The organism is Streptococcus infantis (assembly GCF_047465525.1).
In the GTDB taxonomy this organism is placed as follows: domain Bacteria; phylum Bacillota; class Bacilli; order Lactobacillales; family Streptococcaceae; genus Streptococcus; species Streptococcus infantis_R.
In genome coordinates, this window is the sequence record NZ_JASGZS010000019.1 from 1 (window position 1) to 26,188 (window position 26,188).

23 protein-coding genes and 2 tRNA genes are annotated in these 26,188 nt (G+C 35.5%); 6 read left to right on the forward strand and 19 right to left on the reverse strand.

Annotated elements, in window-relative coordinates; all coding sequences use genetic code 11:
* Positions 1-227: 227 nt before the first annotated feature.
* The 10 genes from pcsB to yfmF form a co-directional block, all read right to left on the reverse strand.
* On the reverse strand, positions 228-1,412 hold the full coding sequence (gene pcsB / locus QM374_RS07545) for a peptidoglycan hydrolase PcsB (RefSeq protein WP_414311356.1): 1,185 nt from the start codon (positions 1,410-1,412) through the stop codon (positions 228-230).
* Between the two features lie 91 nt (positions 1,413-1,503).
* On the reverse strand, positions 1,504-1,998 hold the full coding sequence (gene mreD, locus QM374_RS07550; protein WP_414311357.1) for a rod shape-determining protein MreD: 495 nt from the start codon (positions 1,996-1,998) through the stop codon (positions 1,504-1,506).
* The gene (gene mreC, locus QM374_RS07555; RefSeq protein WP_414311358.1) at positions 1,995-2,816 is read right to left on the reverse strand and encodes a rod shape-determining protein MreC; all 822 of its coding nucleotides are present in this window, start codon (positions 2,814-2,816) and stop codon (positions 1,995-1,997) included. Before mreC ends, mreD begins: the two co-directional genes overlap by 4 nt.
* Positions 2,817-2,837: 21 nt before the next feature.
* Positions 2,838-3,632: an energy-coupling factor transporter transmembrane component T family protein gene (locus tag QM374_RS07560; protein WP_414311359.1), complete on the reverse strand. Its 795-nt coding sequence runs from the start codon at positions 3,630-3,632 to the stop codon at positions 2,838-2,840.
* Positions 3,625-4,464: an energy-coupling factor transporter ATPase gene (locus tag QM374_RS07565; RefSeq protein WP_414311360.1), complete on the reverse strand. Its 840-nt coding sequence runs from the start codon at positions 4,462-4,464 to the stop codon at positions 3,625-3,627. The genes QM374_RS07560 and QM374_RS07565 overlap by 8 nt, the downstream gene beginning before the upstream one ends.
* A complete protein-coding gene (locus tag QM374_RS07570) occupies positions 4,449-5,276 on the reverse strand; it encodes an energy-coupling factor ABC transporter ATP-binding protein (RefSeq protein WP_414311361.1) in 828 nt (275 codons plus the stop codon). The genes QM374_RS07565 and QM374_RS07570 overlap by 16 nt, the downstream gene beginning before the upstream one ends.
* A gap of 2 nt (positions 5,277-5,278) precedes the next feature.
* Positions 5,279-5,818, reverse strand: coding sequence for a CDP-diacylglycerol--glycerol-3-phosphate 3-phosphatidyltransferase (gene pgsA / locus QM374_RS07575; protein WP_061863869.1), 540 nt, complete (start codon positions 5,816-5,818; stop codon positions 5,279-5,281).
* 12 nt (positions 5,819-5,830) lie between these two features.
* Positions 5,831-6,655 carry a cytoskeleton protein RodZ gene (gene rodZ / locus QM374_RS07580; RefSeq protein WP_414311362.1) on the reverse strand — a complete coding sequence of 275 codons (825 nt, stop codon included), beginning with the start codon at positions 6,653-6,655 and terminating at the stop codon, positions 5,831-5,833.
* A 37-nt stretch (positions 6,656-6,692) separates the two neighbouring features.
* A complete protein-coding gene (yfmH, locus tag QM374_RS07585) occupies positions 6,693-7,976 on the reverse strand; it encodes an EF-P 5-aminopentanol modification-associated protein YfmH (RefSeq protein WP_414311363.1) in 1,284 nt (427 codons plus the stop codon).
* The gene (gene yfmF / locus QM374_RS07590) at positions 7,973-9,223 is read right to left on the reverse strand and encodes an EF-P 5-aminopentanol modification-associated protein YfmF (protein WP_414311364.1); all 1,251 of its coding nucleotides are present in this window, start codon (positions 9,221-9,223) and stop codon (positions 7,973-7,975) included. Before yfmF ends, yfmH begins: the two co-directional genes overlap by 4 nt.
* A 161-nt stretch (positions 9,224-9,384) precedes the next feature.
* Between yfmF and yaaA the strand changes: the two genes are divergently transcribed.
* Both yaaA and recF read left to right on the forward strand, forming a co-directional pair.
* Complete coding sequence (gene yaaA, locus QM374_RS07595; RefSeq protein WP_373095363.1) at positions 9,385-9,753, forward strand: S4 domain-containing protein YaaA; 369 nt, start codon at positions 9,385-9,387, stop codon at positions 9,751-9,753.
* Between the two features lie 2 nt (positions 9,754-9,755).
* The gene (gene recF, locus QM374_RS07600) at positions 9,756-10,847 is read left to right on the forward strand and encodes a DNA replication/repair protein RecF (RefSeq protein ID WP_414311365.1); all 1,092 of its coding nucleotides are present in this window, start codon (positions 9,756-9,758) and stop codon (positions 10,845-10,847) included.
* A 53-nt stretch (positions 10,848-10,900) separates the two neighbouring features.
* On the opposite strand, the gene guaB is transcribed toward recF, so the two are convergent.
* Both guaB and trpS read right to left on the reverse strand, forming a co-directional pair.
* The gene (guaB, locus tag QM374_RS07605; protein WP_045762410.1) at positions 10,901-12,379 is read right to left on the reverse strand and encodes an IMP dehydrogenase; all 1,479 of its coding nucleotides are present in this window, start codon (positions 12,377-12,379) and stop codon (positions 10,901-10,903) included.
* Positions 12,380-12,540: 161 nt separating this feature from the next.
* Complete coding sequence (trpS, locus tag QM374_RS07610) at positions 12,541-13,566, reverse strand: tryptophan--tRNA ligase (RefSeq protein WP_414311366.1); 1,026 nt, start codon at positions 13,564-13,566, stop codon at positions 12,541-12,543.
* A 206-nt stretch (positions 13,567-13,772) separates the two neighbouring features.
* Here trpS and QM374_RS07615 point away from each other — a divergent pair, with 206 nt between their 5' ends.
* Positions 13,773-15,395: an ATP-binding cassette domain-containing protein gene (locus tag QM374_RS07615; protein WP_414311367.1), complete on the forward strand. Its 1,623-nt coding sequence runs from the start codon at positions 13,773-13,775 to the stop codon at positions 15,393-15,395.
* Between the two features lie 61 nt (positions 15,396-15,456).
* Complete coding sequence (locus tag QM374_RS07620; RefSeq protein ID WP_414311368.1) at positions 15,457-18,006, forward strand: YfhO family protein; 2,550 nt, start codon at positions 15,457-15,459, stop codon at positions 18,004-18,006.
* A gap of 31 nt (positions 18,007-18,037) precedes the next feature.
* Here the strand turns inward: QM374_RS07620 and QM374_RS07625 are convergent, their stop codons facing one another.
* Entirely contained in the window at positions 18,038-20,701 is a 2,664-nt protein-coding gene (locus tag QM374_RS07625; RefSeq protein ID WP_414311369.1) for a YhgE/Pip family protein, read from the reverse strand.
* Positions 20,702-20,829: 128 nt separating this feature from the next.
* Here QM374_RS07625 and QM374_RS07630 point away from each other — a divergent pair, with 128 nt between their 5' ends.
* On the forward strand, positions 20,830-21,372 hold the full coding sequence (locus QM374_RS07630; RefSeq protein WP_001158257.1) for a TetR/AcrR family transcriptional regulator: 543 nt from the start codon (positions 20,830-20,832) through the stop codon (positions 21,370-21,372).
* A gap of 215 nt (positions 21,373-21,587) precedes the next feature.
* On the opposite strand, the gene QM374_RS07635 is transcribed toward QM374_RS07630, so the two are convergent.
* The 6 genes from QM374_RS07635 to rlmH form a co-directional block, all read right to left on the reverse strand.
* Positions 21,588-21,661, reverse strand: a tRNA-Asn gene (locus QM374_RS07635).
* Positions 21,662-21,781: 120 nt separating this feature from the next.
* Positions 21,782-22,534, reverse strand: a complete 753-nt coding sequence (comE, locus tag QM374_RS07640) for a competence system response regulator transcription factor ComE (protein WP_049530388.1) — start codon at positions 22,532-22,534, stop codon at positions 21,782-21,784.
* The gene (comD, locus tag QM374_RS07645; RefSeq protein ID WP_315640220.1) at positions 22,531-23,850 is read right to left on the reverse strand and encodes a competence system sensor histidine kinase ComD; all 1,320 of its coding nucleotides are present in this window, start codon (positions 23,848-23,850) and stop codon (positions 22,531-22,533) included. The genes comE and comD overlap by 4 nt, the downstream gene beginning before the upstream one ends.
* A gap of 22 nt (positions 23,851-23,872) precedes the next feature.
* Entirely contained in the window at positions 23,873-24,007 is a 135-nt protein-coding gene (locus tag QM374_RS07650; protein WP_315640221.1) for a ComC/BlpC family leader-containing pheromone/bacteriocin, read from the reverse strand.
* A gap of 165 nt (positions 24,008-24,172) precedes the next feature.
* Positions 24,173-24,246: transfer RNA gene (locus tag QM374_RS07655), tRNA-Arg, on the reverse strand.
* Between the two features lie 43 nt (positions 24,247-24,289).
* A complete protein-coding gene (gene rlmH / locus QM374_RS07660; RefSeq protein WP_075230577.1) occupies positions 24,290-24,769 on the reverse strand; it encodes a 23S rRNA (pseudouridine(1915)-N(3))-methyltransferase RlmH in 480 nt (159 codons plus the stop codon).
* A gap of 183 nt (positions 24,770-24,952) precedes the next feature.
* On the opposite strand from rlmH, the gene QM374_RS07665 reads away from it, so the two are divergent.
* Positions 24,953-26,137 (forward strand): S1C family serine protease, encoded by a 1,185-nt coding sequence (locus tag QM374_RS07665; protein WP_414311370.1) that lies wholly within the window; start codon positions 24,953-24,955, stop codon positions 26,135-26,137.
* Positions 26,138-26,188 lie beyond the last annotated feature (51 nt).

Consider the following 26,188-nt stretch of genomic DNA (forward strand, 5'->3'; position numbering starts at 1 on the left):
TGCGCTCTTTTTGTCTATTCATTTTGGCTACAGAAGCGATGAAATCAAGCATTAGTAAAACCAGTGGAATTTACCCTGACACGGAATTCCACTGGTTTTTAGGATTTTTATCAGACTAACTTCCACTCGTACTAGCAGTGGAACTTAGTTTGGGAATTTAGCGAAAACTTGGGATTTCACCATCTTATAAATAAGAAAAGAGACCCAATCTGAGTCTCAATTTTTCATTAGTTTGGATAGATGTAAGTAACGTATCCTTGTGATGTAGTTGGATTAAACCATCCACGTTTGTTACCAATTGTACGGTCTCCACCATAGTTAGATTCTGATACTTGAATGTTAGTTGTAGATGAAACAGCTGTAACAACCGCTACGTGACCATAACCACCATCATTCCAGCAAGCAATCGCACCAACTTGTGGCTGAGAACCAGTACGGAAGCCTGCTGCCGCTGCACTTGTAGCCCACTGTCCTCCGTTACCCCAGTAATCTCCAGCCCAAGGAGCTAATGTCTTAGCACCCCATGTACACTCTCCAACTGGATAAGTTGAGGCATTGGTACTGTATGTTGGACGAGTTGCTACAGGAGTGTAGCTTGGTGCTTCATTGCTTGATGATGAAGCCGCTTGTACTTGCGCAGCAAAGCTTGTGTTAGCTGAAGCTGCAACTGATTGACGTTGGCTAGTTTGTTGAGCTCGGTAAGCTGCTTCAGCTTCCACTGCCGCTTTTGCTGTTGCTTCTGCTGCTGCTTTTTGCTCCAACAAGCTTGCTTTTTCACCTTCTGCAGTAGCTTTCTCAGCTGCAAGGTTCAATTCTGCTACTTTCAATTCTGCTTGTTTTGTTGTCAAAGCTTGAGCATCGTCAGCAAGTGTTTGTTGGTTAGCAATGACTGTATTGATTGCTTCGTTGTTTGCAACTTGTTTTTCAGAGATAGCTTTCTTATCTTCTTTTTGTTGCTGCAACATTTTATTGTTTGCTGATACGATTTCACTCATAGCTGCTACACGAGAAATAGCTTCTGTGATTGAGTCAGAGTTAATAATCGTATTGATGTAGCTTGTAGCAGTTCCGTTCGTTTGTGCACTACGAGCTTGGTTTTCAAGCGATGCATTACGAGCTACAATATTTTTTGAAAGCTCTGCGATTTCACCTTCAAGTTTTTTAGATTCTTCTTGAAGTTTTTCGTTTTCAGATTGCAATTTTTCTTGCTCTGATTGAATAGCTGAAACTTTAGTTTGAATTTCGTCTACTTGTTTTTGAGCTTCTTTCTGTTGAGCTGTCAAGTTACTAATTTTACTATCTTGAGCAGCAATCTTTTCATCTGTTGTATTTGCTTTAACACTTGAAAGAACAGCTCCTTGTGAGACCAATACTGTACTTAACAAAAGTGATGCTAGGATTTTTTTCTTCATAAGTGTGAATACTCCTTCTTTTAAGACAATACTAGTATATCAAAAAAAGGCCTAATAAATATTACGCCTTTATTACAGTTTTGTTTCTTTCTTATAGATATATTTTTTCAAAAATAAACTGGAAAACTAACATCCATAGACAGTTTAATATCATTGACGGAACTAGACCATAAACGATAAAGACTGTTATACTTTCAGCAGTTAATCCAATCATTTGCGCTAGAAGAAAACTACCAAATTCAAAAGAGAAAGTCATCATTAAAATAGCTAATAGTCTAGTCCATCTATTTGATAAAATAATCGCATTATTTTTATAAATGATTGCACCAATAATAACAAAAAGAAGACTGGCAATCCCTATCAAATGAAAGAAATATATATCATAGATAAGCCCTATGATTAAGCAATAAACCAAAAACAAATATTCGGATACTTCTATCGTCTCAAATAATAAAAAGATGAAGATAGTATGACTAACAAGTTGAAAATAAGGGAAAAAACTATTGACAAATTGCCCTAAATGACTATCTATTAAGATTATAAAGGGCAAGAGCAAAAACATGCCTATCTGCTTAAAAAGTCTCATGATGGGTTCCCCACTAACTCTACGACTTTGGTATTCATTGAATCAGACTGAAGTTTGACTAATACCTCTCTTGTCAGATAGTCATTGCTATGTGTCACAGATTCGACTTCACCTACTGGAATATCAGTAGCATTAAAATTACCAAGACCACCAGTTACGACCTTATCTCCTTTACTAATGTCGCTACTGCTGTTTAATTGACTAATTTTCAGTAAATCTTTTTCTTTGTCGTACCCAATGATAATACCATATATACTAGTAGAACCGTGCTGAATTTTAACGGAGATTTTCTCCGTATTTTCCGCGTTGGTCAATAAGTTGACCACAGTAGAGTTATCTTCAATCTTTCCCACGCTTCCAATCAGTCCCCCACCAGCTATAACAAGCATATTGCTTGTCACGCCTTGTTGAGAACCTGCATCAATTGTCAACTCTTGTTTCCAGGTTACAGGAGTTCTCATGATGACGTCAGAAGCAATTAACTTGGTTGCATTCAATTTTGACTTCATATCCAATAACTGACGTAGTTGCTCATTTTCTTCCTTCAGACTGTCTGCTTCATTCGTTTCCTTCTTCATCTGATAGAGTTCTTTTTTGAGAGTTTCATTCTCGTTATAGGTTCTGGTCAAACGACCTAAATCAGATTTTACGGAAGAAAGCCATTGAAAAGGCTTTTGCACTATTCTATCGACTAATGAAATTCCATCTCCAGCTTTTGTTACAACTGCACTTGATTGTGTTGTCACTAAAAAAACGGATACTACTAATACAACGACAAATAGAACAATGATATATTTTGATTTTTTAAAACGGTTCATACCTCTACCTTATATTACATTCTAAGATTTTAGCAAAAATAGAATTGCACCCAATACACAAACAAATAATAGCGCTATACTGTCTCTGTTCATCCAATTTAACTGTCGATACTGACTGCGTCCATTTCCACCTTGATAGCCTCTAGCTTCCATGGCTGTAGCAAGAGAATCTGCTCTTTTCAAACTCGTAGCGAACAAAGGAATCAAAATAGGTATCATAGCCTTAACTTTTTGGATTACATTTCCTTCTCCAAAATCAACACCACGCGCCTTTTGAGCATTCATTATGCGAATCGTATCATCCATCAAGGTTGGTACAAATCGCAAACTCATAGACAACATGAGCCCAATCTCATGAACTGGAACCTTAAATCTTTTTAAAGGTCCAAGCAAGGATTCAACTGCTGTTGCCAAACTTAGTGGCATGGTCGTCAAAGTAAGCAAAGTTGAGAAAAAAATAATCAACACAAAACGACAAAAAATAATTCCTGCTTGCTCAATACCATAGCTTGTGATTTTTATAAATCCCATCTCGAACAAGACGTGACCACCAGAGATAAAGAACAGTTGAAAAAGGGTTGTAAAAGCAATCAGAAAAAACATAGATCGCAAACCTTTTATAAAAAAAGATAAGGGAACTTCTGATAAAACGACAAATATGCCTGTTGCAATGAAGAGTATGAGATTTGTAATTGGATTATTGGCCCAAAAAGCGATGATGATCAATAAAATCATTGCTACTAACTTACTACGAGGATCTAGACGATGAATAATCGAATTTCCTGGTATGTATTGACCTAAAATCATATTATCCATTGATAAACTCCTTAAACTCCTCTATCGTTATCGGCAATTGTTCGAAAGAAATTCCTCTGTCAACTAGCCTTTGAGCAAATCGTGTGATTTTAGGAACACCCAATTGGATTTTTTCCATAAATTCGACATTTTGAAAGACAAGATCTGGTTTCCCACCCTTAACTAGTTTCCCTTTTTCCATCACATAAACTTGATCAGCAAATTCGGCCACATCATCCATAAGGTGGGTTACTAAAACAATTGTGATGCCATCTTGATGAAGCTTTTTAAACAAGGTCATCAACTCTTTTCGACCAATTGGGTCCAAACCAGCTGTTGGCTCATCTAAGACCAAAATTCTTGGCTCCATTGCCAAAATTCCAGCAATCGCAACCCGTCTCATTTGTCCACCCGAGAGTTCAAATGGACTTCGATCAAAGAGTGATTCATCGATTCCTACTAAAGCTAGTTTTTCACGCGCAATAGCTTCTGCCTCTTCTACAGAAACACCAAAATTTTGAGGGCCAAAAGCCACATCTTTTAGGACAGTTTCCTCAAAAATTTGATTCTCTGCAAACTGAAACACCAACCCAACTTGTTTGCGAATTTGGCGAATTTGCTTATTGACCGATGTTGGTGTGATCAATGTATCAAAGACACGAACACTTCCATCTGTGGGAACTAGCAAACCATTCAAAAGTTGAAGGATTGTAGACTTTCCGCTTCCTGTATGCCCAATAATCGCAGTATAAGAGCCATCCTCTATTGTCAAACTGACATCTGACAAGGCTGCTGAGGCAAAAGGGGTCCCTTCCTGATATGTATAACTAACATTGTCTAGAATAATTCCCATAAAGCCTCCTCAAGCTCCTCTTCGGTCAGGTAGTGCTCTGGTAATTTAAAGCCACTATCACGCAGTGATTGTTTTAATTGGTTGACAAAGGGTTGATCTAATCCAATTTGATCTAAATCTGACCTAGAAAACAACTCTCTAGGAGTGCTAGTGGACTCGACTTCTCCTTTTTTCATCACCAAAACTCTGTCACTCATGGACACCTCATCCAAATCGTGCGTAATGGAGATGACTGTCATCTGATGGTCTTTGCGAATCTTCTGGACTATCTTAATCAATTCTAATCGTCCCTCAGGGTCCAACATACTTGTAGCCTCATCCAAGATTAAAATATCTGGTCGCAGAGCTACAACTCCTGCAATAGCTACTCTCTGTTTCTGACCTCCTGATAAACGAGATGGTTCCTTTTTAGCAAATTCAGCCATCCCAACCAATGATAAAGCCTCAGAAACACGTTTCTTCATCTCTTCAAGTGGTATTCCTTGATTTTCCAGTCCAAAAGCAACGTCGTCTTCAACAGTTGCTCCTACGAATTGGTTATCAGGATTTTGAAAGACCATACCAATCTTACGTCTTTTTTCCCAGACATTTTCTGGAGTTAGGCAATCACCGTCTATCCAAATCTCTCCAGACTCAACCTCGAGCAAGCCGTCAATCAAGCGAACTGTTGTTGATTTGCCACTACCATTATGACCAACGATAGACAACCATTCTCCACGTTTCACGTGAAACGAAATGTTATGAACATCATAATGTTCTTGATCTGCCTGATATCGAAAAGACAGGTCCTTAATTTCAATAATCGATTCCATATCTAACGAAAGGTTCCTTTAAACAAATATGCGCTTCCCTTGAAATAATCATAACCAGAATAAACTGTGAAGAACAAGGCAATATAAAGAGTTATCTGACCAAGCACATTCCAGTGAAGTAGCAAGAATATAATCGCAAACATCTGACTAAATGTCTTGATTTTTCCAGGCATAGCAGCAGCTAGAACAGTACCTCCTGTTTCAACTAAGAGCAAGCGTAAACCGGTGACAGCAAGTTCACGACAAATAATTATTGCTACCACCCAAGCTGGTGCCATCTTTAGACCAACCAACATAATAAAGGCTGACATGACCAATAATTTATCAGCCATTGGATCCGCAAACTTTCCGAAATTACTAACCACTTGCCATTTTCTAGCTAAATAACCATCTAGATAATCAGTGATACTGGCAATAGCAAAAATAACTGCTGCTATTTTATGTAACACAGGAGATGGTCCAACTGATAGAAGGAGAATAAAAATCGGAATAAATAAAATTCTACCAAGCGTAAGCATATTAGGAATATTCTCTTTTTTCATGTTATCCTTCCTTTAGTTTGAACTTAATGTTAGAGTAATCCAACCAGTTTGACCAGTTAATTTTGAAGTGTCAATTTCCTTATTATCAATTTTCACCGATACTCCTTTAACAACACCCAATGTTATGGTTACTGGAGATCCTTTAGAAATGGTTGTTTTGGCTGTTTTATTATTAGGTTCAAGAGTCACTCCCCCTGCTAAATCAGTATCCGAAACGCTAATCCAGCTTGTTGTATCTGTTACAGATAATTGAAGATCCGCAGAATCTTTAGATGTCTTATATTCCACTGATAAAGCATCTCCCTGACCTGAAACAGTCAAAGTAGTTGCCTCACTCGAACTTGATGAACTAGTAGCTTGACTACTACTTGATGCTACACTACTAGAGCTACTTGTTGAACTCACAACACTATAAGTTGCCGCAGAAGACGCAGTTGGTTGGGTTTGAATATAATTCCACACATAGTAGGTTACAAAAATTAAAATTGATAAAGAAAAAAGAACAAAGTAAAATAGCGGGAGAAATGAATTTTTCTTTCGATTAGACCGTCTACGTCCTGAAAGTTCAATCTCATCTACATCAACTTCTTCATAAGTAATCATACTTCCCGAATCATAGGCATCTAGAACAATATTTTCATCTAATTCAACAGCCCAAGCATACTTTCTCAAAAATGAACGAGCATAAAAAGTACTCGGTAGTTTGTCAAAATCATCTGACTCCATTGCCTCCAACAAATCCAGCTGAATATCTGTCTTTCTGTGCAATTCCTCTAAGCTCAGTCCTTGGTTAATTCTTGCAAGACGTAAGACCTCACCAATTGTTTTTTTTCTCATACTTAACATTCCTTCTTTCTAGTGTATTTTCTAGCGATTATATCGGGAAAATTGTACAATCAACCATATCGCTATTATCTATCAAATCATGTCCAGCCTCTAGAATATCTTCTAAAGTAATTTCCTGCAAAAGTTTAGGAAGGTCAAACAGGGTAGAACCTGTATCAGTTGGATGATACTGAGTAGCAATGTATTCAAGAGAATCCATACTATGAAGAAATTCTCCATACATCTCAGTTTTTACAATATCCAAGTGATCCTCAGTTATATCCTCATCTTTAACAAAATTGCGAATAGCTTTACGAAATTGATGAGAAAGTGCCACAGGTTCCTTTGTATCCATTGTTAATATCACAAAATGGAAACGAGGATCTACTTCTATTTCTAGAGACAGGGAAGCATCCAGTTTACCTGTCTCATATAATTTTTGAAATCTTTGTGAAGTCCAACCAAACATCATTGTAAACAACAATTTCAATAAAAGATGATAACGATACTGATCTCGATTTCCTATGTCTTCATTTCCTCTAATACCGATCGCTAATTTTGGAGAAGCCACGTCCATCCGTAAACTTTCAGTAGTCTTTACAGGATGTAAAGGTATTTTTTCTCTCTTAAACTCATGTTTTTTTTCTTGAGGATGAGATTTCGTAGCAAAATAATCTTCAAGCAGTTCAAAATCAAAATTCCCCACTAAAAAGATATTACTATTGACAGGTCTGTAAAACTCTTTAAAGTTCTCTTCTAAATCCTCCAAACAAATAGCATCAATAGAGTTTTCACTACCAACAATATCTGAAGCTAAAGGACTTTCTGGATAGAGATTTGCCAAAGTCTTGAAAAATAGACAAGAATCCGGATCATCCTGATACATCTCTCTTTCCTGTTGAATGATATCCTTTTCGCGCTCCACAGATTCTTCAGTCATATTGAAAGTAGTGACAAGTTCTTCTAGCAAATCTAAACACTCTAGAACATTTTCAGAAGTCGAGAAAAGATAGCTAGTGTTCGTAAAGCTCGTAAAGGCATTACTTTCAGCACCCAACTCTGTAAAAGCTGCCATAACATCTCCAGAATCTTCTCTTTCAAAAAGCTTATGTTCTAAGAAATGAGCGATTCCTTGTGGATATTGTTGTAAGTCATTACCATCCACTGTAAACCTTGTGTCAACAGAACCAACTTGGACACTTACAACGCCATAAACCTCGTTAAAGTCCTTTTTAGGTAGTAAAGTAACTGTCAAACCATTTTCTAAGCTAGTTTGATACAAAGTTTCTTTTACAGCAGGATAATATTTCTTTTGAAAAGTAGGTCTGGTCATTCTGCTCCTTCCATAAAATAAATAGCCTGCAACTTAAAACTGTTTGCTGCTTCACAAATTGCTTCTCTATCAACTTGTTCAAGCTTATCGATTAAAGTTTTTGTATCAAGATTCGCCTTCCCAAAAAAAGTTGACAAATAATATTTATCGACGATAGAATCTTGATTATCCTGAGCTAGTAGTAAAGAGCGACGAATCATTTGTTTGGTCTGATCAATTTCCTTATCTGTAAACTTGCCATTTTTTATGTCAAGTAACTGATGATTCATCAATTTTCTTACCTTGTTTCGATTTTGCCGATCAATTCCAGCAAATAGTCGTAAAAATCCACTAAAGAGATCCAAATGACTTGATACCGTATAGGCCAGTCCTTCTTTTTCTCGCACTTGGGTAAATAGTTTCGAATGAGGAAAGGCTCCTAAAAGACCATTTACAAGAAGCACTGCCATCTGTTCTTCATCACCATATGCCACTGAACTATGGTAGCCCATCTCTAAAACAGACTGTCCTAATCTCTTTCTAACAATACCTTCTCTAAGAATATTAGAATAGGGTTGCTGATATTGAATGTTTACAGCTAATTTACGACCTGTTAAAGGAAATTTATGTAAAAACTCTAAAACTTCAATTTCATTAAAATCGCCTAAGAAGAAAATATCTATTTGGTCTTCTTTTAGCATTTTTTGATAGCTTGAAAAACATGTTTTTGAAGTCTCTTCTGAAATTCTAGAAATCAAATCTTTTGGAACTAGCTGCATTGATTCTTCTTGGAAAAACAATTGATCTAACTCTTTATGTGCAAAGAAGAATGGGTCTTCCAATTCTGATTCTAGCCTTGATAAGATCTGTTTTTTCTCGATGTCAAAAGCATTTTTCTCAAATCCATCCTCATCCGACAATGGTGTAAACAGAACCTGGTGCAGTAATTCTAAAATTTGAGAAGTTAATACGTTTTTCTTACTTAAAAATTCATCACGCACATAGGTAATATTCAAATCCACAAGATGACTTTGTCCTCTTCGATAGGCGTGCGCTGACAAATCAGTTCCATACAAGGTTGCTAAACGTTTTCTAAACAGTTGAGCAGTTGGATAACTTTGGTTGGCAGTTTCAAGCATACTGGCACTTAACATGCGACCTGAAATTGAATCCAAAGACAATGGAGCTGTGAAACGCACAGTAATTTTATTAGTTTTAAATTTTTTTGATTGGATAAAATGCACTGCAATTCCAGGTACTAACTCCATCTCTTACCTCCTTCTACATAGAGTTCTATTATACCATGAAAAGAGAAAATTTTCTTGTTCTCTTTACCCCTTTTAGAATTAAAACCGCTTTCATTTCTAACAAATTTACCTCTGCCATTTCAAGGTAAAATATGGTATAATACCAAAGATTGAGGTGAACTATGGAATACAAATTATTTGAAGAATTTATCACTCTCCAAGCTCTCTTGAAAGAACTTGGTATTATACACAGTGGCGGAGCTATTAAATCCTTTTTAGCTGAGCATCATGTCTACTTTAATGGGGAATTAGAAAATCGTCGTGGAAAAAAAGTAAGAATCGGAGACTCTATCGACATTCCTGACATGAAAATCCAAATCATTCTGACGCAACCGAGCTTAGAAGAACAGGAAGAATATCTCCAAGAAAAACTTGAGAAAGAACGTGTGGCTAAACTTGTCAAAGAAATGAATAAGACGGTCAAAAAAAAGCCAACAAAAAAGACCCCGAAAGCTAAAACAAAAACTGCACCACGTTTCCCAGGTAGATAAGTATGTGGCTAAAAAACTTATCCATCAAGCAATTTAGAAACTATCAGGATACCGAAATTGAATTTAATCCTAAATTAAATGTATTTGTGGGGCGAAATGCTCAAGGAAAAACCAATCTCCTGGAAAGTATTTACTTTTTAGCTTTAACTAGAAGCCATCGGACAAAGACAGACAAAAATTTAATTCAATTTGAAGAAGAACAGCTTCAAGTTTCTGGAATTCTTCAAAAACGAACGGCTACTGTACCACTTGAGATTGATTTGACTCCAAAAGGTCGGATTACTAAAGTAAATCACTTAAAGCAAGCTCGGCTATCTGACTATATTGGACACATGAATGTTGTTCTATTTGCACCCGAAGATTTACAACTTGTCAAAGGAGCACCAGCTATCCGACGTAAGTTTATAGATATGGAGTTAGGGCAAATCAAACCCATATACTTGTCAGATTTGTCAAGCTACAACCATGTGCTCAAGCAAAGAAATACCTACTTAAAGTCAGCGAATCAGATTGACGAAACATTTTTGTCTGTTCTAGATGACCAGCTAGTAGACTATGGTTGTCGGGTGATGGTCCACAGAGAAGAATTTATCAAAAAAATGGAATTTTTTGGTCGTGAAAAACACTTTGATATTTCGGACCAATTAGAAGAGTTGTCAATTCGTTATCAACCATCTGTAAACTTCACTGACAAGGAAAAACTAGCTGAATCTTTCTATGCAGCACTTCAAAAAAGTAGATCAAGAGATTTATTTAAGAAGAATACTGGAGTTGGTCCTCATCGGGATGATATGATTTTCTTAATCAATGGAATGGACGCAAGCTTTGGAAGTCAAGGACAACATCGTAGCCTTGTTCTTTCTATTAAACTAGCTGAAATCGAATTAATGGAGAGCATTACAAAAGAATCGCCTATACTTTTACTTGACGATGTTATGAGTGAACTTGACAATAATCGTCAACTTAAATTACTAGAAACTATATCTCAAAATATTCAAACCTTTATTACAACAACTAGTTTAGAGCATCTTCAAAACTTACCTGATAATCTCAGTATATTTACTGTAAAGAACGGTCAATTATCTGTAAACTGATATTTACATCGGCGTAAATAAAAAATCTCCTGTTAAACAGGAGATTTTTTTGATTACATTGAGTAGTTTGGTGCTTCATTTGTGATTTGCACATCGTGTGGATGGCTTTCTTTTAGACCAGCACCAGACATTTCGATAAATTGAGCATTGTCATGCAATTCTTTAAGGTTAGCTGCACCACAGTAACCCATACCAGATCGGATACCACCAATCATTTGGAATACGATATCAGCTGCTGCTCCTTTATATGCAACACGACCTTCAATTCCTTCTGGAACAAGTTTGTTTGCTTCATTGACTGAGCCTTGGAAGTAACGGTCACTTGAACCCTTCTTCATAGCAGCGATTGAACCCATACCACGGTATGTCTTGAACTTACGTCCTTGGAAGATTTCAGTTTCTCCTGGAGCTTCATCTGTTCCTGCAAACATTGATCCAAGCATTACTGCATTTCCACCAGCAGCAAGGGCTTTAACAATATCTCCAGAATACTTGATTCCACCATCAGCAATGATTGTTTTGCCATATTCACGCGCAACTGCTGCTGCATCGTAAATTGCTGTTACCTGGGGAACTCCTACACCAGCAATCACACGAGTTGTACAGATTGAACCTGGGCCAATACCGACTTTAACAACGTCAACACCTGCATCATAAAGAGCACGGGCTCCTTCAGCAGTAGCGATGTTCCCAGCAATCAGTGTACGGTCTGGGAAATGAGCACGAATCTCAGCAATTTTACGAAGTACACCCGCTGAGTGACCATGGGCAGTATCGATAACAATAGCATCAGCTCCTGCTTCAAAGAGGGCTTCAGCACGTTCAAAAGTATCAGAAGTTACACCTACCGCACCAGCAACTAGAAGACGACCAAACTCATCTTTAGCTGCATTTGGAAACTCAATCACTTTTTCAATATCTTTAATCGTGATCAAGCCAGAAAGACGACCTTCTTCATCAACCAAAGGAAGTTTTTCAATACGGTGTTCTTGAAGAATGCTCTCAGCTGTTTCAAGATCTGTTCCAACAGGAGCAGTAACAAGATTCTCACTGGTCATATGATTTGATATTGGTTGATTGTAATCTGAAATAAAACGAAGGTCTCGGTTGGTCAAAATACCAACCAATTTACGATTTTCAAGAGTTTCAACCACTGGAACACCACTGATACGGTAACGTCCCATGAGTTCATCTGCTTCTGCAATTGTATGCTCTGGAGTCAAGAAGAATGGATCAATGATAACACCATTTTCAGAACGTTTTACCTTACGAACTTCATCTGCCTGCTGTTCAATAGACATATTTTTATGGATAACACCAAGACCACCTGCACGCGCAATAGCAATAGCCATTTGGCTTTCTGTTACAGTATCCATGGCTGCTGTAATAATTGGGATATTTAAAGTCAAATTATCTGCCAATTTTGTTGTTAAATCCGCATCATTAGGCAATACATGACTCTCTGCTGGAATAAGCAATACATCATCAAAGGTAAAACCTTTTTTCAAAAATTTAGTGTCCCAATTAGACATTGAAGTTTCCTCTTTTCTTTCTTTTTGAGCTTGACGCTTTTTGTATTGTATCTATCATACCATTCTATGAAAATTTGTCAATTATATTGATAATAGATAATGTAAAAAACTATCCCTTTAATTTTAAAGAAGAGATAGTTTTATAGTTCGTATTTTATCTATTAATGAAAGTAATTTAGACCCATTGCTGATTTTACTTCTGATAGCGTTTGACCAGCAACTTCTCGAGCTTTTTCACTCCCTTTTTGGAGCATATTATAAACTTCACCCATATCTTTAGCCAACTCAAGACGGCGTTCACGAATTGGACCAAGTTCACGTTCTAGGATTTCAAGTAGATAACGTTTAGTCTTGACATCGCCTAGACCTCCACGTTTATAATGCTCTTTCATTTCAGCAATTTCTTGAGCATCTTCTGGACGTCCGAAAACATCTAAATAGTGGAAAACCATATTGCCCTCAATCTTACCTGGATCCTCAACACGAATGTGATCTGGATCTGTATACATACTCATTACTTTCTTACGCAAAGTATCTGCATCATCTGACAAGTAGATACCATTATTAAGCGATTTAGACATTTTGGCATTTCCATCAAGACCAGGTAAGCGACCTGCTCCTTCATTTTCAGGATAAATTCCTTCCGGTTCTACTAAAATATCACAATTATAGGCATGATTGAATGAACGCACAATCTCACGCGTTTGTTCAATCATCGGTTTTTGGTCTGTACCTACAGGAACATAGTTAGCCTTAAAAGCTGTGATATCTGCTGCTTGAGCAATTGGATAAACTAAAAATCCAGTTGGAATACTTTCTCCAAATCCTTTCTGAGCAATTTCTGTCTTTACAGTAGGATTACGCTCCAGACGAGTCAAAGACACTAGATTCATGTAATACATAGACAACTCTGCCAATTCTGGAATTTGACTTTGAATGAAAATCGTTGATTTGTTAGGATCCAATCCCACTGCAAGATAGTCCAAAGCAACATTCCCAATAGACTCTACAATAGTTTGTGGATCTTTTGCATGGTCAGTTAAAGCTTGCTGGTCAGCCAAAAAAACAAACATGTCATATTTATCTTCTTGCTGTAATAAGACACGATTTTTTAAGCTACCAACGTAGTGCCCAATATGTAATTTCCCCGTTGGACGATCTCCTGTTAAAATAATGGGTTTATTCATCTTATTCTCCTTTGATATAGTCCTTTCAATTATAGCATTTTTTTGATAAAAAGACAGGTAATTTTTTTTATCAAATAATTACAATTTCAACTCCTCAACTGTAAACTATCTGTAAATATCCTTTACAAATAATTGACAGAGAAAAATTTGAATATTTGCTGATTTTCTAGTAGAATTATAGTATTACATATAATAGGAGAAAAAAATTGCTAACAGTATCTGATGTTTCACTACGTTTTAGTGATCGCAAACTTTTTGATGAGGTCAACATCAAATTTACAGAAGGAAACACATATGGTTTAATTGGTGCTAACGGTGCAGGTAAATCAACATTTTTAAAAATCTTAGCTGGTGATATCGAACCTACAACTGGTCATGTTTCTCTTGGGCCAGATGAGCGTCTTTCTGTACTTCGTCAAAATCACTTTGACTATGAGGATGAACGTGTTATTGATGTTGTTATCATGGGTAATGAAAAACTATACAACATCATGAAAGAAAAAGATGCTATCTATATGAAAGCAGACTTTACTGATGAAGATGGAGTTCGTGCAGCTGAGCTTGAAGGTGAATTTGCTGAACTAGGTGGTTGGGAAGCTGAGAGTGAAGCTTCACAACTCTTGCAAAACTTGAATATCCCTGAAGATCTTCATTACCAAAATATGAGCGAACTTGCAAATGGAGACAAAGTGAAAGTACTTCTTGCTAAAGCTCTATTTGGTAAACCAGATGTACTTCTTCTAGACGAGCCGACCAACGGTCTTGATATCCAATCTATTACTTGGTTAGAAGATTTCTTGATTGACTTTGATAACACCGTTATTGTCGTATCCCATGACCGTCACTTCTTGAACAAAGTATGTACTCACATGGCCGACCTTGACTTTGGAAAAATCAAACTCTATGTCGGAAACTACGACTTCTGGAAAGAATCTTCTGAGCTTGCTGCTAAATTGCTAGCAGACCGTAATGCTAAAGCAGAAGAAAAAATTAAGCAATTACAAGAATTCGTTGCTCGTTTCTCTGCTAATGCTTCTAAATCAAGACAAGCAACATCACGTAAGAAAATGCTTGATAAGATTGAACTTGAAGAAATTGTGCCATCTAGTCGTAAATATCCATTTATCAACTTTAAAGCTGAACGAGAAATCGGTAACGATCTCTTGACAGTAGAAAATCTATCTGTCAAGATTGATGGCGAAACTATTCTTGAAAACATCAGCTTTATCTTGCGTCCAGGTGACAAGACAGCTCTTATCGGACAAAACGATATCCAAACAACTGCATTGATTCGTGCAATTATGGGTGATATCGACTATGAAGGAACTGTCAAGTGGGGGGTTACAACTAGTCGCTCTTACTTACCAAAAGACAATTCAGCTGATTTTGCTGGGGGTGAATCTATTCTTGACTGGCTCCGTCAATTTGCAAGTAAAGAAGAAGATGACAATACCTTCTTGCGTGGTTTCCTTGGTCGTATGCTCTTCTCTGGAGATGAGGTTAACAAACCTGTAAATGTCTTGTCAGGGGGAGAGAAAGTGCGCGTGATGCTATCAAAACTCATGCTTTTGAAATCAAATGTTCTAGTACTTGACGATCCTACTAATCACTTAGATTTGGAATCTATTTCAAGTTTGAACGATGGATTGAAAAACTTCAAAGAATCAATCATCTTCGCCAGTCATGACCATGAATTCATTCAAACATTGGCTAACCACATTATTGTCCTATCTAAAAACGGTGTAATCGACCGTATCGATGAAACCTATGATGAATTCTTAGAAAATGCTGAAGTACAAGCAAAAGTCAAAGAACTTTGGAAAGACTAAATAATACTTTAAAACTCAGTTGGATTAACCAACTGAGTTTTCTAACATTCTATGAGGTAACATGAAAACATTTTTCAGAAACTATTGGACCTATCTTATTTCTTTCATAATTCCCCTAGTAATTATATTCGGAGTCTATCTTTCTCAAGGTATCTACTGGAATAGTGATACTTCACCTTTATTGGGGGATGGATTTCATCAATATGTTATTTTTGATCTAAATCTTCGTAATATTTTACATGGGAGTGATAGTCTATTTTATACTTTTACCAGCGGTCTAGGTCTCAATTTTTATGCCTTGTCCAGTTATTACCTTGGTAGTTTTCTATCACATCTTGTTTATTTTTTTGATGTATCAAGCATGCCAGATGCAGTCTATCTGTCAACCTTGTTAAAATTTGGCTTGATAGGTCTGTCAACCTTTTTTAGCTTGAGTATAATATTCAAAAATCTATCAGCCCCACTCAGATTATCTTTATCTACCTCATATGCTTTAATGAGCTTTACAGTTAGTCAACTTGAGATTAAAACCTGGTTAGATGTTTTTATTTTAATTCCCTTAATTTTAACTGGTTTACATCTACTCATAACGGAAAAAAAACGTATTCTATACTTTACAAGTTTGTCAATCTTATTTATCCAAAACTACTATTTTGGTTATATGACTGCCCTGTTTTTGGTAGTTTGGTATTTTTGCCAACTTTCCTGGGATTTTAAAAGTCGCAAGTATTCTTTCCTTGATTTTTTCCTAACATCCTTACTCGCTGGTTTAACAAGTTTCATCATGACACTCCCAACCTTTTTTGATTTAAGAACTCATGGTGAAAAACTAACCGCTATTACAAAAATAAAAACAGATGCCAGTTGGTATCTAGATCTATTCGCTAAACAATTTATTGGTGCTTTCGATACAACTAAATATGGTTCTATCCCAATGATTTTTGTAGGCCTCCTTCCTTTTATCTTAACAATTGTATTCTTTACATTAAAATCAATTAAGTTTCACGTGAAACTATGCTATGCAACTCTACTCATTATCATCATTGCTAGTTTTTATCTAGAAGCCTTAGATCTATTTTGGCAAGGAATGCACGCGCCAAATATGTTTCTTCATCGCTATGCGTGGATTTTCTCTACTCTCTTGATTTATATTTCAGCAGAAGTTTTAAATAGATTTAAGGATATTAAGTTATGGAATATTTTATTCTCAATGACCTTCCTTTTATCTGGTTATCTAGCAACCATTTATTTTAAAAATCATTATTCATTTCTAACTAAATTAAATATACTCTTAACGATTGAGTTCTTAGTGGTATACTTACTATTGTTATTAGCACTTATCCGAAAAATGATTTCTCTAAAAATCTTTTCAATTCTTATTTTGATCTTTACAGTAAGTGAAGTTAGTTTTAATGCTTCATCTCAATTAAATGGAATTACGAAAGAATGGGGATTTGCTTCTCGTAGTACCTATGATAAAGATATTCCAAGTATGAAAGCTATTTTGGAGTATACCAAACAGCAACCAGATACATTTACACGAACTGAAAAGTTACAAACTCAAACTGGAAACGATAGCATGAAATTTAACTACAATGGCATCTCACAATTTTCATCTGTTCGTAATCGTTCTGCAAGTACAACGTTAGATAAGTTGGGTTTTAAATCTTCAGGTACCAACCTTAATCTTCGTTATGCAAATAATACTATCATTGCAGATAGTTTATTTGGAATCAGCTACAATATTTCTGAAACCTATCCAGATAAATATGGTTTTCATCCAAGCTATCAAAAAGATAATCTAACCCTTTATAAAAATCAATTCGCTCTCCCAATTGCTTTTGCTACACAGTCTCTTTACAAAGATGTCACTTTTAACGACCATACTCTTGATAACCAAACTCAATTTTTAAATAAAATTGCTGGCTTAAATGAAGAGTACTTTTATCCGATAAATCATCATACAGACTCTGGTGACAACGTGGTCAATCTAAACGGAACTGATACTGAAGATGCAACTATCAGCTACAGCATTGAAGTACCTGATAATAGTCAGGTTTACCTTTCCATGACCAAGCTAAATTTTTCAAATGATAAGAAAAAGCAAGTTGACATCATTGTCAATGGTGAAAAAAAATCCTTTACCACAGATAATGCTTTTACATTTTTCAATCTTGGATATGCAGAACATAAACAAACTTTTGATATCCAGATTAAGTTCCCAGGAAATGCTCAAGTATCATTTGAATCTCCAACTTTCTATCGCTTAGATACTAAGAAATATACGGAGGCTATACGCAAAATAAAAGAAAATCCAGTAGAAGTGAGCTCTTATAAAAACAAGGTCACTGTAAATTATAAGGTAAAGAATGATACATCAATCTTTTTCACAATTCCTTACGACCGAGGATGGTCTGCTTACCAAAATGGTAAAAAATTACAAATTCAACAGGCACAAACTGGATTTATGAAAATTGATGTTCCTGAAGGTGAAGGAACTATTACCCTTTCCTTTATACCAAAAGGATTTGTTGTTGGTGCAAGTTGTTCTCTTATAGCTATTATTGTCTTTATTTTTTATGATATTCAAAGAAAAAAATATTCTAGATAAAAAAACAATCGACCGAATTGGTCGATTGTTTTTAGTCTTCTTCAGCTTTTTTAGGTTGATAGGCAAGCATTCCTAAAATAACAAAAATCATTACTGTAAAGATAAGGAAAATAATCTGACTATGAATATTGCCTGTCATAGAAATGGTTTGTCGTAGACCTGAAACTGAATAACTCATAGGTAACCATGGGTTAATAGTTTTAAAGAATTGATTCGTCAAAGCTAAAGGATAAGTTCCTGCACTTGATGCTAATTGAAGGAGTAATAAAATCAAGGAGAAGAAGGCGCCTAGACGAGAATTCCAGGTTGTCAAGGCTGTTACCATCGCCATGAAAGCAAGGCTTGTTAAAATGATCAAAGCTAAGGTTTTGAATTCATGAGTTGCAGTCAGTCCGATTAAATGTACTCCACCATAAACTAATACTCCTGCCAAACCAGCAATGATACCGTTAATTTCAAAGCGAGACTTAAACCAAGCCCAGCGACTTTCTGGATGACGCCCAGAAGGCAATTTAGCAAAAATCATATTAGTTGAAATAGCAGCAACAAAAAGAGCAACTGATATCATATATGGAGCCATGGCAATTCCATTAACTGCTACTTGGTCCTTATCAGTTTTTGAAAGACTTAGAGGATCAGCTAGTAAATCTGCATTTGTTGGTTCAGTTGAAGCCTGTTTCAATTGCCCCTCAGCCTCTGTCAAACCTTGATTTAATTGACTTGAACCATCACTTAATTTTCCAAGTCCTGATTGTAGAATTTCTGATCCCTGAGCAAGTTGATCTGCTCCACTAGCTATTTTTTCAGAACCATTAGATAGTTGATTTGCACCAGAAACTAGCTGGTCTGATTTATCAGCTAATTGTTGAGAGCCCTCTTGTAATTGATTAAATCCAGCGGTTAAATCTGATGTTTTATTATTTACTTGGTTGACACCTGATGCAAGTTTATCAATTCCTGTTGCTAATTCTGGTGCATTCTCTGCTAACTTAGCAGTAGCACCTGTCAATGTTGAAGATTTTTCTGTCAACTGATTAGAACCTTGTAGCAACTTATTGAAACTTCCTGTCAAATTCGAATTTTTCGAACTCAACTGGCTTGCTCCTAAAGCCACTTGGTCTACAGATTTTGTATAGTTGTCAATACCAGATGCAAGAGTTTGACTAGCTGGCAATAACTGACCATCAATTGCTGTTTGTACTTGTGTTAATCCACTTGACAAACTTGTCAATGTAGCAGTAGTAGTTGGTAACAATTGCGCTGAATTTGTTTTTAAGCGACTAAGACTATTTGTTTGACTTTTTACATTCTCTAAAGAAGATTGTAACGTTTGAACTGTAGTTAAAATTGTTCGTGCTGACTCACTAGTAGAAGATGATGGATTAGAAACCACAGAAGTTATTTCTGCCTGTTGGTCAGGAGTTAAGCTTTGATAAGCACTAGTAGATTGAATAGCTGACAAAGTAGTTTCTTTTTCAGATTGATTTGAAGCAATGATGCTCTGTGCTGAATTTGCAAGCGTTGATAGACTACTAGAAAGTTGTTTTGTTACTTGTGTTATCTCTCCACTATCTGCTGTTTGAATATTTTGAATAGCTTGATTAAATTGCTCTAAACTAGTTGCTAATTTTTTAATCTGATCTTTTTGTTGGTTTGTCCCATCTAATTGAGTAGAAAGTTCTTGAATACCTTGATTAAGTTGTGTTAATCCTGTACGTAGAGTCTCTGATTTTGTAGAAATCTGATTTGCACCTGATGATAGACTTTGAACTCTATTTGTATAAGTATCAATACCAAGTGAAAATTGATTTAATCCTGAATTGAGTTGAGAAACACCACCTGTATAGGCTTGTGTGCCTGCATCAAGTTGAGTCAATCCTGATACCAGTGCCGGTGTCTGTGAATTCAGTTGGTTTAATCCATTGTCGATTTGTGAAATAGCGCTGGTATATTGATTTAAACCAGTATTAAAATTACCAAGACCAAGATTTAACTGATTTACACCAGCTGTATAGGTTCCTAAACCTGTAGATAATTGATCAGCACCATTAGAAAATGTGAGACTCGATTGAGCTAAGGTTTGAAGATTGGTTGATAAGGTTTGACTCCCATCCGAAAGTTGATTCGAACCATCAGCCAACTGTAAACTTGCATTTGCAGCTTGAGATAAACCAATTTTTAAATCACCCATCTTCTTAAATAAAGCTTTAGTATAAGATTGAGTAACATTAGTAGCCACAGTCTGTTTGATTTGTGTCATGGCAGAATCACTCATCTTGCTTGCAATAAAACTATGACCACTTGATGTCTGATAGTCAATCGTCATCTGTTCAGGATGATTTGTAAGGATAGAAGAAGCTTTCTCAGAAAGATTACTTGGCAACGTTACAACCATGTAATAATCTCCATTCCGCAGTCCTATTTCTCCCTCACCTTCATCTACAAAATGAAAATCCAGACTATCACTATCTTTTAAATTAGACACCATGTCTTCACCAATAGTGAGTTTTTCATCATTATAAGTAGCAGCTTGGTCCTTATTAACAATTGCTACAGGTAACTCCGAAAGTTTACCGTATGGATCCCACATTGATGATAAGAAAATGATATTGTAAAGAGCTGGAATTAAGGAAATTCCTATCATGACAATAATAAATGTCGGTTTTTTAAAGATTGCTTTCCATTCTTTAAACATATTGTCTCCTTTTTTAAACTACTTGTCTAAATTTTTGATATAATAGATTATACATAAAAAAATTAAAAAGACAAGATAAAAAATTAATTTTTGAACACATTGTCTAAAATTGTTCATCTGGAGGGAACATGCAAGAAAGTAATAAACGATTAAAAACCAAGCGCATTATCGAAAATGCTATGGTAGAATTATTGATGGAACAACCATTCGATCAGATTACAACTGTTAAATTAGCACAAAAAGCTGGAATCAGCCGCTCCAGTTTCTATACTCATTACAAAGATAAATACGATATGATTGAACATTACCAAAGTAAATTATTTCATACCTTCGAATATATCTTTCAAAAACATGCTAATCACAAACGAGATGCTATTCTAGAAGTATTTGAATACTTAGAATCAGAACCGCTTCTAGCAGCTCTTTTATCTGAAAATGGAACCAAGGAAATTCAAAATTTCCTGAGAAATAAGCTTCACATCCTACTGAGCACGGACCTTCAAAAACGTTTTATGCAACTCAAACTAAATGAAGTAGAATTAGAATACAGTAGCGTCTACCTAACAAATGCTCTCTTTGGAGTCTGTCAAACCTGGATTGCCCATGGAAAAAAAGAAAGTCCACAAGAAATAACGGACTTTTTAATGAAAATGTTAGGAGATACAAATTAACAAAAAAGCTCTATAATTTCTGTAGTGGGTAAAACCACCATAGGAATGATGGAGCCTATTTTGTTGTTCTTATTAGGCGCTAAGGCAATACAATTTCCTTAGTTTTATTTTCGGACACAAATCATTATCTATCCGTATGTTAGGTATGCCTCCCCTCATTACATCGGAAAAAGAATCAAAAAAAGGAACACCAAATTAGTGTTCCTTTCATCTGACTCCGCCAGTAGGACTCGAACCTACGACATCATGATTAACAGTCATGCGCTACTACCAACTGAGCTATGGCGGATTAAATAGTCCGTACGGAATTCGAACCCGTGTTACCGCTATGAAAAGACGATTTCTTAACCAACGGACCCTCTACCTGTAGCAGATATAACCATTATATCAATTTATCAAAAATTGTCAATTACTTTTTTTGGTTTTTAGCCATTAGTTCTCTCAATTTTTTAGTTTTTAGGCGAGAGATAGGACAACGATGATCTTCATAAAATACAACTTCCATTTTTTTACGATCAATTTCTCTCACATTACCGATATTGACTAAAAATGACTTGTGAGCTAGATAAAAACGTTGGGTTTCCTTATCCTTTTCTTGAATATCTGTCATTGTTCCATAGAATTCTTTGGCAAAATTCTTACCTACAATTCGTAATTTATGAGAAGTTCCAGTTGTCTCAATGTAGAGAATATCATGATAAGGAATACAAAGATCATTTCCTTTATAACTATAATCAAAATAATCAACGACTGATTGGTTTTCAAGTAAAGTAGTCTTAGTGTAAAGCACACAGTCGGCAACTCTATTTTTAAAAACTTGATCACTGGTTTCTTTATCAATGAAATCCAATGCTGAAACTTTGTATTTATAAGTCAAAGTAGCAAATTCAGATCGACTTGTAATAAAAACAATAATCGCATAAGGATTGCGATGGCGAATAAATTGAGCAACCTCAAATCCTTTTCTCTCAATCCCATTGATATCAATATCTAGAAAATAAAGCTGATTGACTTCATCATGCTCTACATATTCCATAAACTCTCTCACTTTTCCTGTTGTTTTATAGGAGATAGGAATATTTGTTTCCTTAGAAATTTTATTTAGAGTTGTTTCCAACCTTACTTGGTGTTCTATAATATCTTCTAAAATCAATACTTTCATATCAGTTCCCTCTTAAATCTAATTACTTGTTTAAATACATCATTATCAATTTCTGTTTCTAAAATAACATTGTCATATTTTCCTAAAATTTCTTTAACATTATTAAGTCCAAGTCCTCTATGTCTTCCTTTAGTTGAAAATCCTAATTCAAATAAATCTTCGGATTTTACCTTTCTTTTTTTACAAGAGTTTTGGATGACAACTAGGGTTTCAAGATCCAACTTGATGATAGCTACCTCTAGTTGTTTTTGATAGCTTTCAACTGCCCCTTCAACAGCATTATTGAGCAGAACGCTCATCACGCGCACCAAATCTAACAATTCCATAGATAAAGGTGTAATAATATCTTTTACCTCTAATGTGTACTCTACATCATTAGTTTTCGCATTGACAATAGATTGGGCAATCAAACTTCGAAGCGCTGAGTCCTCAATATTGTTCAAATCGAAATAGGTATACTTATCTGAACGTAATTTTTGATTTGCTTTGACAAGAACTTCACTGTAAACTCTGTCAATCTCTTGTAAATCTTTACTTTCAATCGCCATTCTTAAGCTGATAAGCATGCCTGTATAATCATGACGAAAACCACGAATTTCATTATATAAAGTAACAATCTCATCCGTGTAAGTTTGTAAATGTTTTTGCTCAAACTTCTTTTGTTCCAATTCAATCTCTTTTTCTATCTGAACCTTGTGAGAATTCATAGAAAAGAAAGTCAAAAGTAGGCCAACAAAAATAATGGATGATAAAATACTTCCAAAACCATTTAAGTGACGAATCGTACTCACAATATCTGAAGTGAAAGAGACAACGTGTAGAAAAATAAATGTAAAGAGCACTTTTTTCAGAAAAGGATATAGATAGTCTTTATCAAAATATTTAAATTCGAGATGGAAATAAGAAACAACAACTTTAATAACCAAATAAGTTAAGATCAGGATAAATAGAGAAAAATAATTGTTATACTTCAATGCAAACTCATCTCCTGTAATAGATGATAAGGTTACCGATAAAAAGTTATTAGTACTATTATATAAAAGAGAAAATAATAGACTGATAAAAATTCCCTTAGATTTCTCATACTTCTTAAATCCAACAAAGTAACCAAATAAGAGGAAAGGAAATAAAAATTTAGACAAACCAAAACTATCTAAGTTCAAGAAATGGAGAGTTACTTCTAATACTAATGGTAGTAGAAAGATATAAAGACTAAAAAAATATTGGTCTTTTCTAGTTGCTTTACAAACCCATTCATGAATTTTACTAATAATAAAAACATAAACAATAGCAATTACTAATCCGAATAAATCCATTATTTCCCACCTTTATTTTTACTTACTTACTTTTTGAAAAAAGAAAATTATTTATTGTATACATAGGTCTCCATTCCCCACCTCTAATTTCCTGCAGTTCTTTTTCGTTCAATTGTTGGAAATCTTTCATTTGAGCAAAATCTGTATTCTTTTTCATAATATAAACTCCTATAATGTTTTTCTTGTAAATTAACTTACAAAAATATTATATAAAATCTACGATACCTATAGAGAATTATCTCTCAAATGCTCAAATTTTATTCTGAAGTGTCAAATTTTTACAAAAAAAGCCGGGATTTTTTCCCAGCTTACGATTTTACACTGATCCCAGCAGGATTCGAACCTGCGACCGTTCGCTTAGAAGGCGAATGCTCTATCCAGCTGAGCTATGAGACCTTACCTATCTATTTTATCAAAAAAAGCTAGCTTAGTCAATCATCTATTTGTGATAGGGTGAGCCTTGTTGAATCGAAAATGCTCTATAGATTTGTTCTACTAAGACTAGTCTCATCAGTTGATGAGGAAGCGTTAATCTCCCAAAACTAACAGAGAGATTGGCTCTCTTTTTCACCTCTGGAGAGAGTCCTAAACTCCCACCAATGATAAAAGTGATTGTAGAAAATCCATTAATAGAGGCTCTTTCAAGCTGCTTGCTGAATTCTTCAGAAGAAAAAGTTGTTCCTTCAATAGCTAAAACAACTACAAAATCACGATCTCCTACTTTAGAAAGAATGCGGTTCCCTTCCAACTCCAAAATCTTTTGATTTTCAGATTCGCTAGCCCGATCTGGTGTTTTTTCATCTGTCAACTCAATCATTTCTAAATTAGCAAAGCGTGAAATCCTTTTGGAATATTCAGCTATGCCATCTTTGAGATATTTTTCTTTCAGTTTTCCAACTGTTACCACTTTAATTTTCATTCTTCTATTCTAACATATTCACACTCAATTTCACATCTTATTCACAGATAAGATTTTGAAAAACTTCAATAAATTCACAGGTTTTTGAAAGTTATCCACAAGTTGTGAAAAACTTTTTGTTTTTAAGCTTGGATTAAGCTAGCTATTTTATACTTTCATTGATAAAAAAACATGGAGGCTTCTATGAAAAACTTAAAAACTAGTTCCAAAAAATGGGGACAACTTTTATTAGTCATTCTCATCAGCTTTTTTAGTGGTGTTTTAGGTACTTTTACAACATTGCAGCTCAGTCAAAAACAAAATAGTGGTACGACAACTACAACGACTGTTAGCAAAACAGCTGTAAAAAATGAAAACTCAACCACACAGGCAGTCGATAAAGTTAAAGATGCTGTAGTATCTGTCATTACTTACTCCGCAAACTCCCAAAATAGTTTATTTGGATCTACAGATACTGATACAGATACAAATACTGAGCAAGTATCTAGTGAAGGTTCTGGAGTTATTTATAAAAAAGAAGGTAACTTTGCTTACCTCGTAACCAATACTCACGTTATTAATGGCGCTAAAAAAGTTGATATTCGTTTAGCAGATGGGACTAAAGTTCCAGGTGAAATTGTTGGTTCTGATACTTATTCTGACATTGCAGTTGTAAAAATTGCTGCAGATAAGGTGACTACAGTAGCAGAATTTGGAGATTCTGATAAACTAACAGTCGGAGAGACTGCCATTGCAATCGGAAGCCCTCTAGGTTCTGAGTACGCCAATACCGTGACACAAGGCATCGTGTCAAGTTTGAATAGAAATGTTTCTTTAAAATCTGAAGATGGACAAGCTATCTCTACAAAGGCTATCCAAACAGATACAGCCATCAACCCTGGAAACTCTGGCGGTCCCTTAATCAATATTCAGGGACAAGTAATCGGAATTACATCTAGTAAAATCGCCACAAACGGTGGAACGTCTGTGGAAGGACTTGGATTTGCGATTCCTTCAAACGATGCCATCAATATTATCAATCAATTGGAAAAGAATGGAAAAGTCACTCGACCAGCCTTGGGCATTCAAATGGTCAACCTTTCAAATCTTAGTAGCACTGATTTACAAAGATTGAATGTACCATCAAGTGTCACTGCAGGAGTAGTTGTTCGTTCTGTTATAACTAGTATGCCTGCCAATGGACATCTACAACAATATGACGTCATTACAAAAGTGGATGATAAAGCTATTTCTTCAACTACTGAATTACAAAGTGCTCTATATAGTCATTCTATCGGAGATAGCATGACCATTACATACTACCGTAATGGCAAGGAAGAAACAACTACCATTAAATTAGATAAGAGTACTAGTGATTTGGAACAATAGTTTACAGATATGTAAAGTTGCTTTACAGAATATCTAAGTTGTGTTAATGTA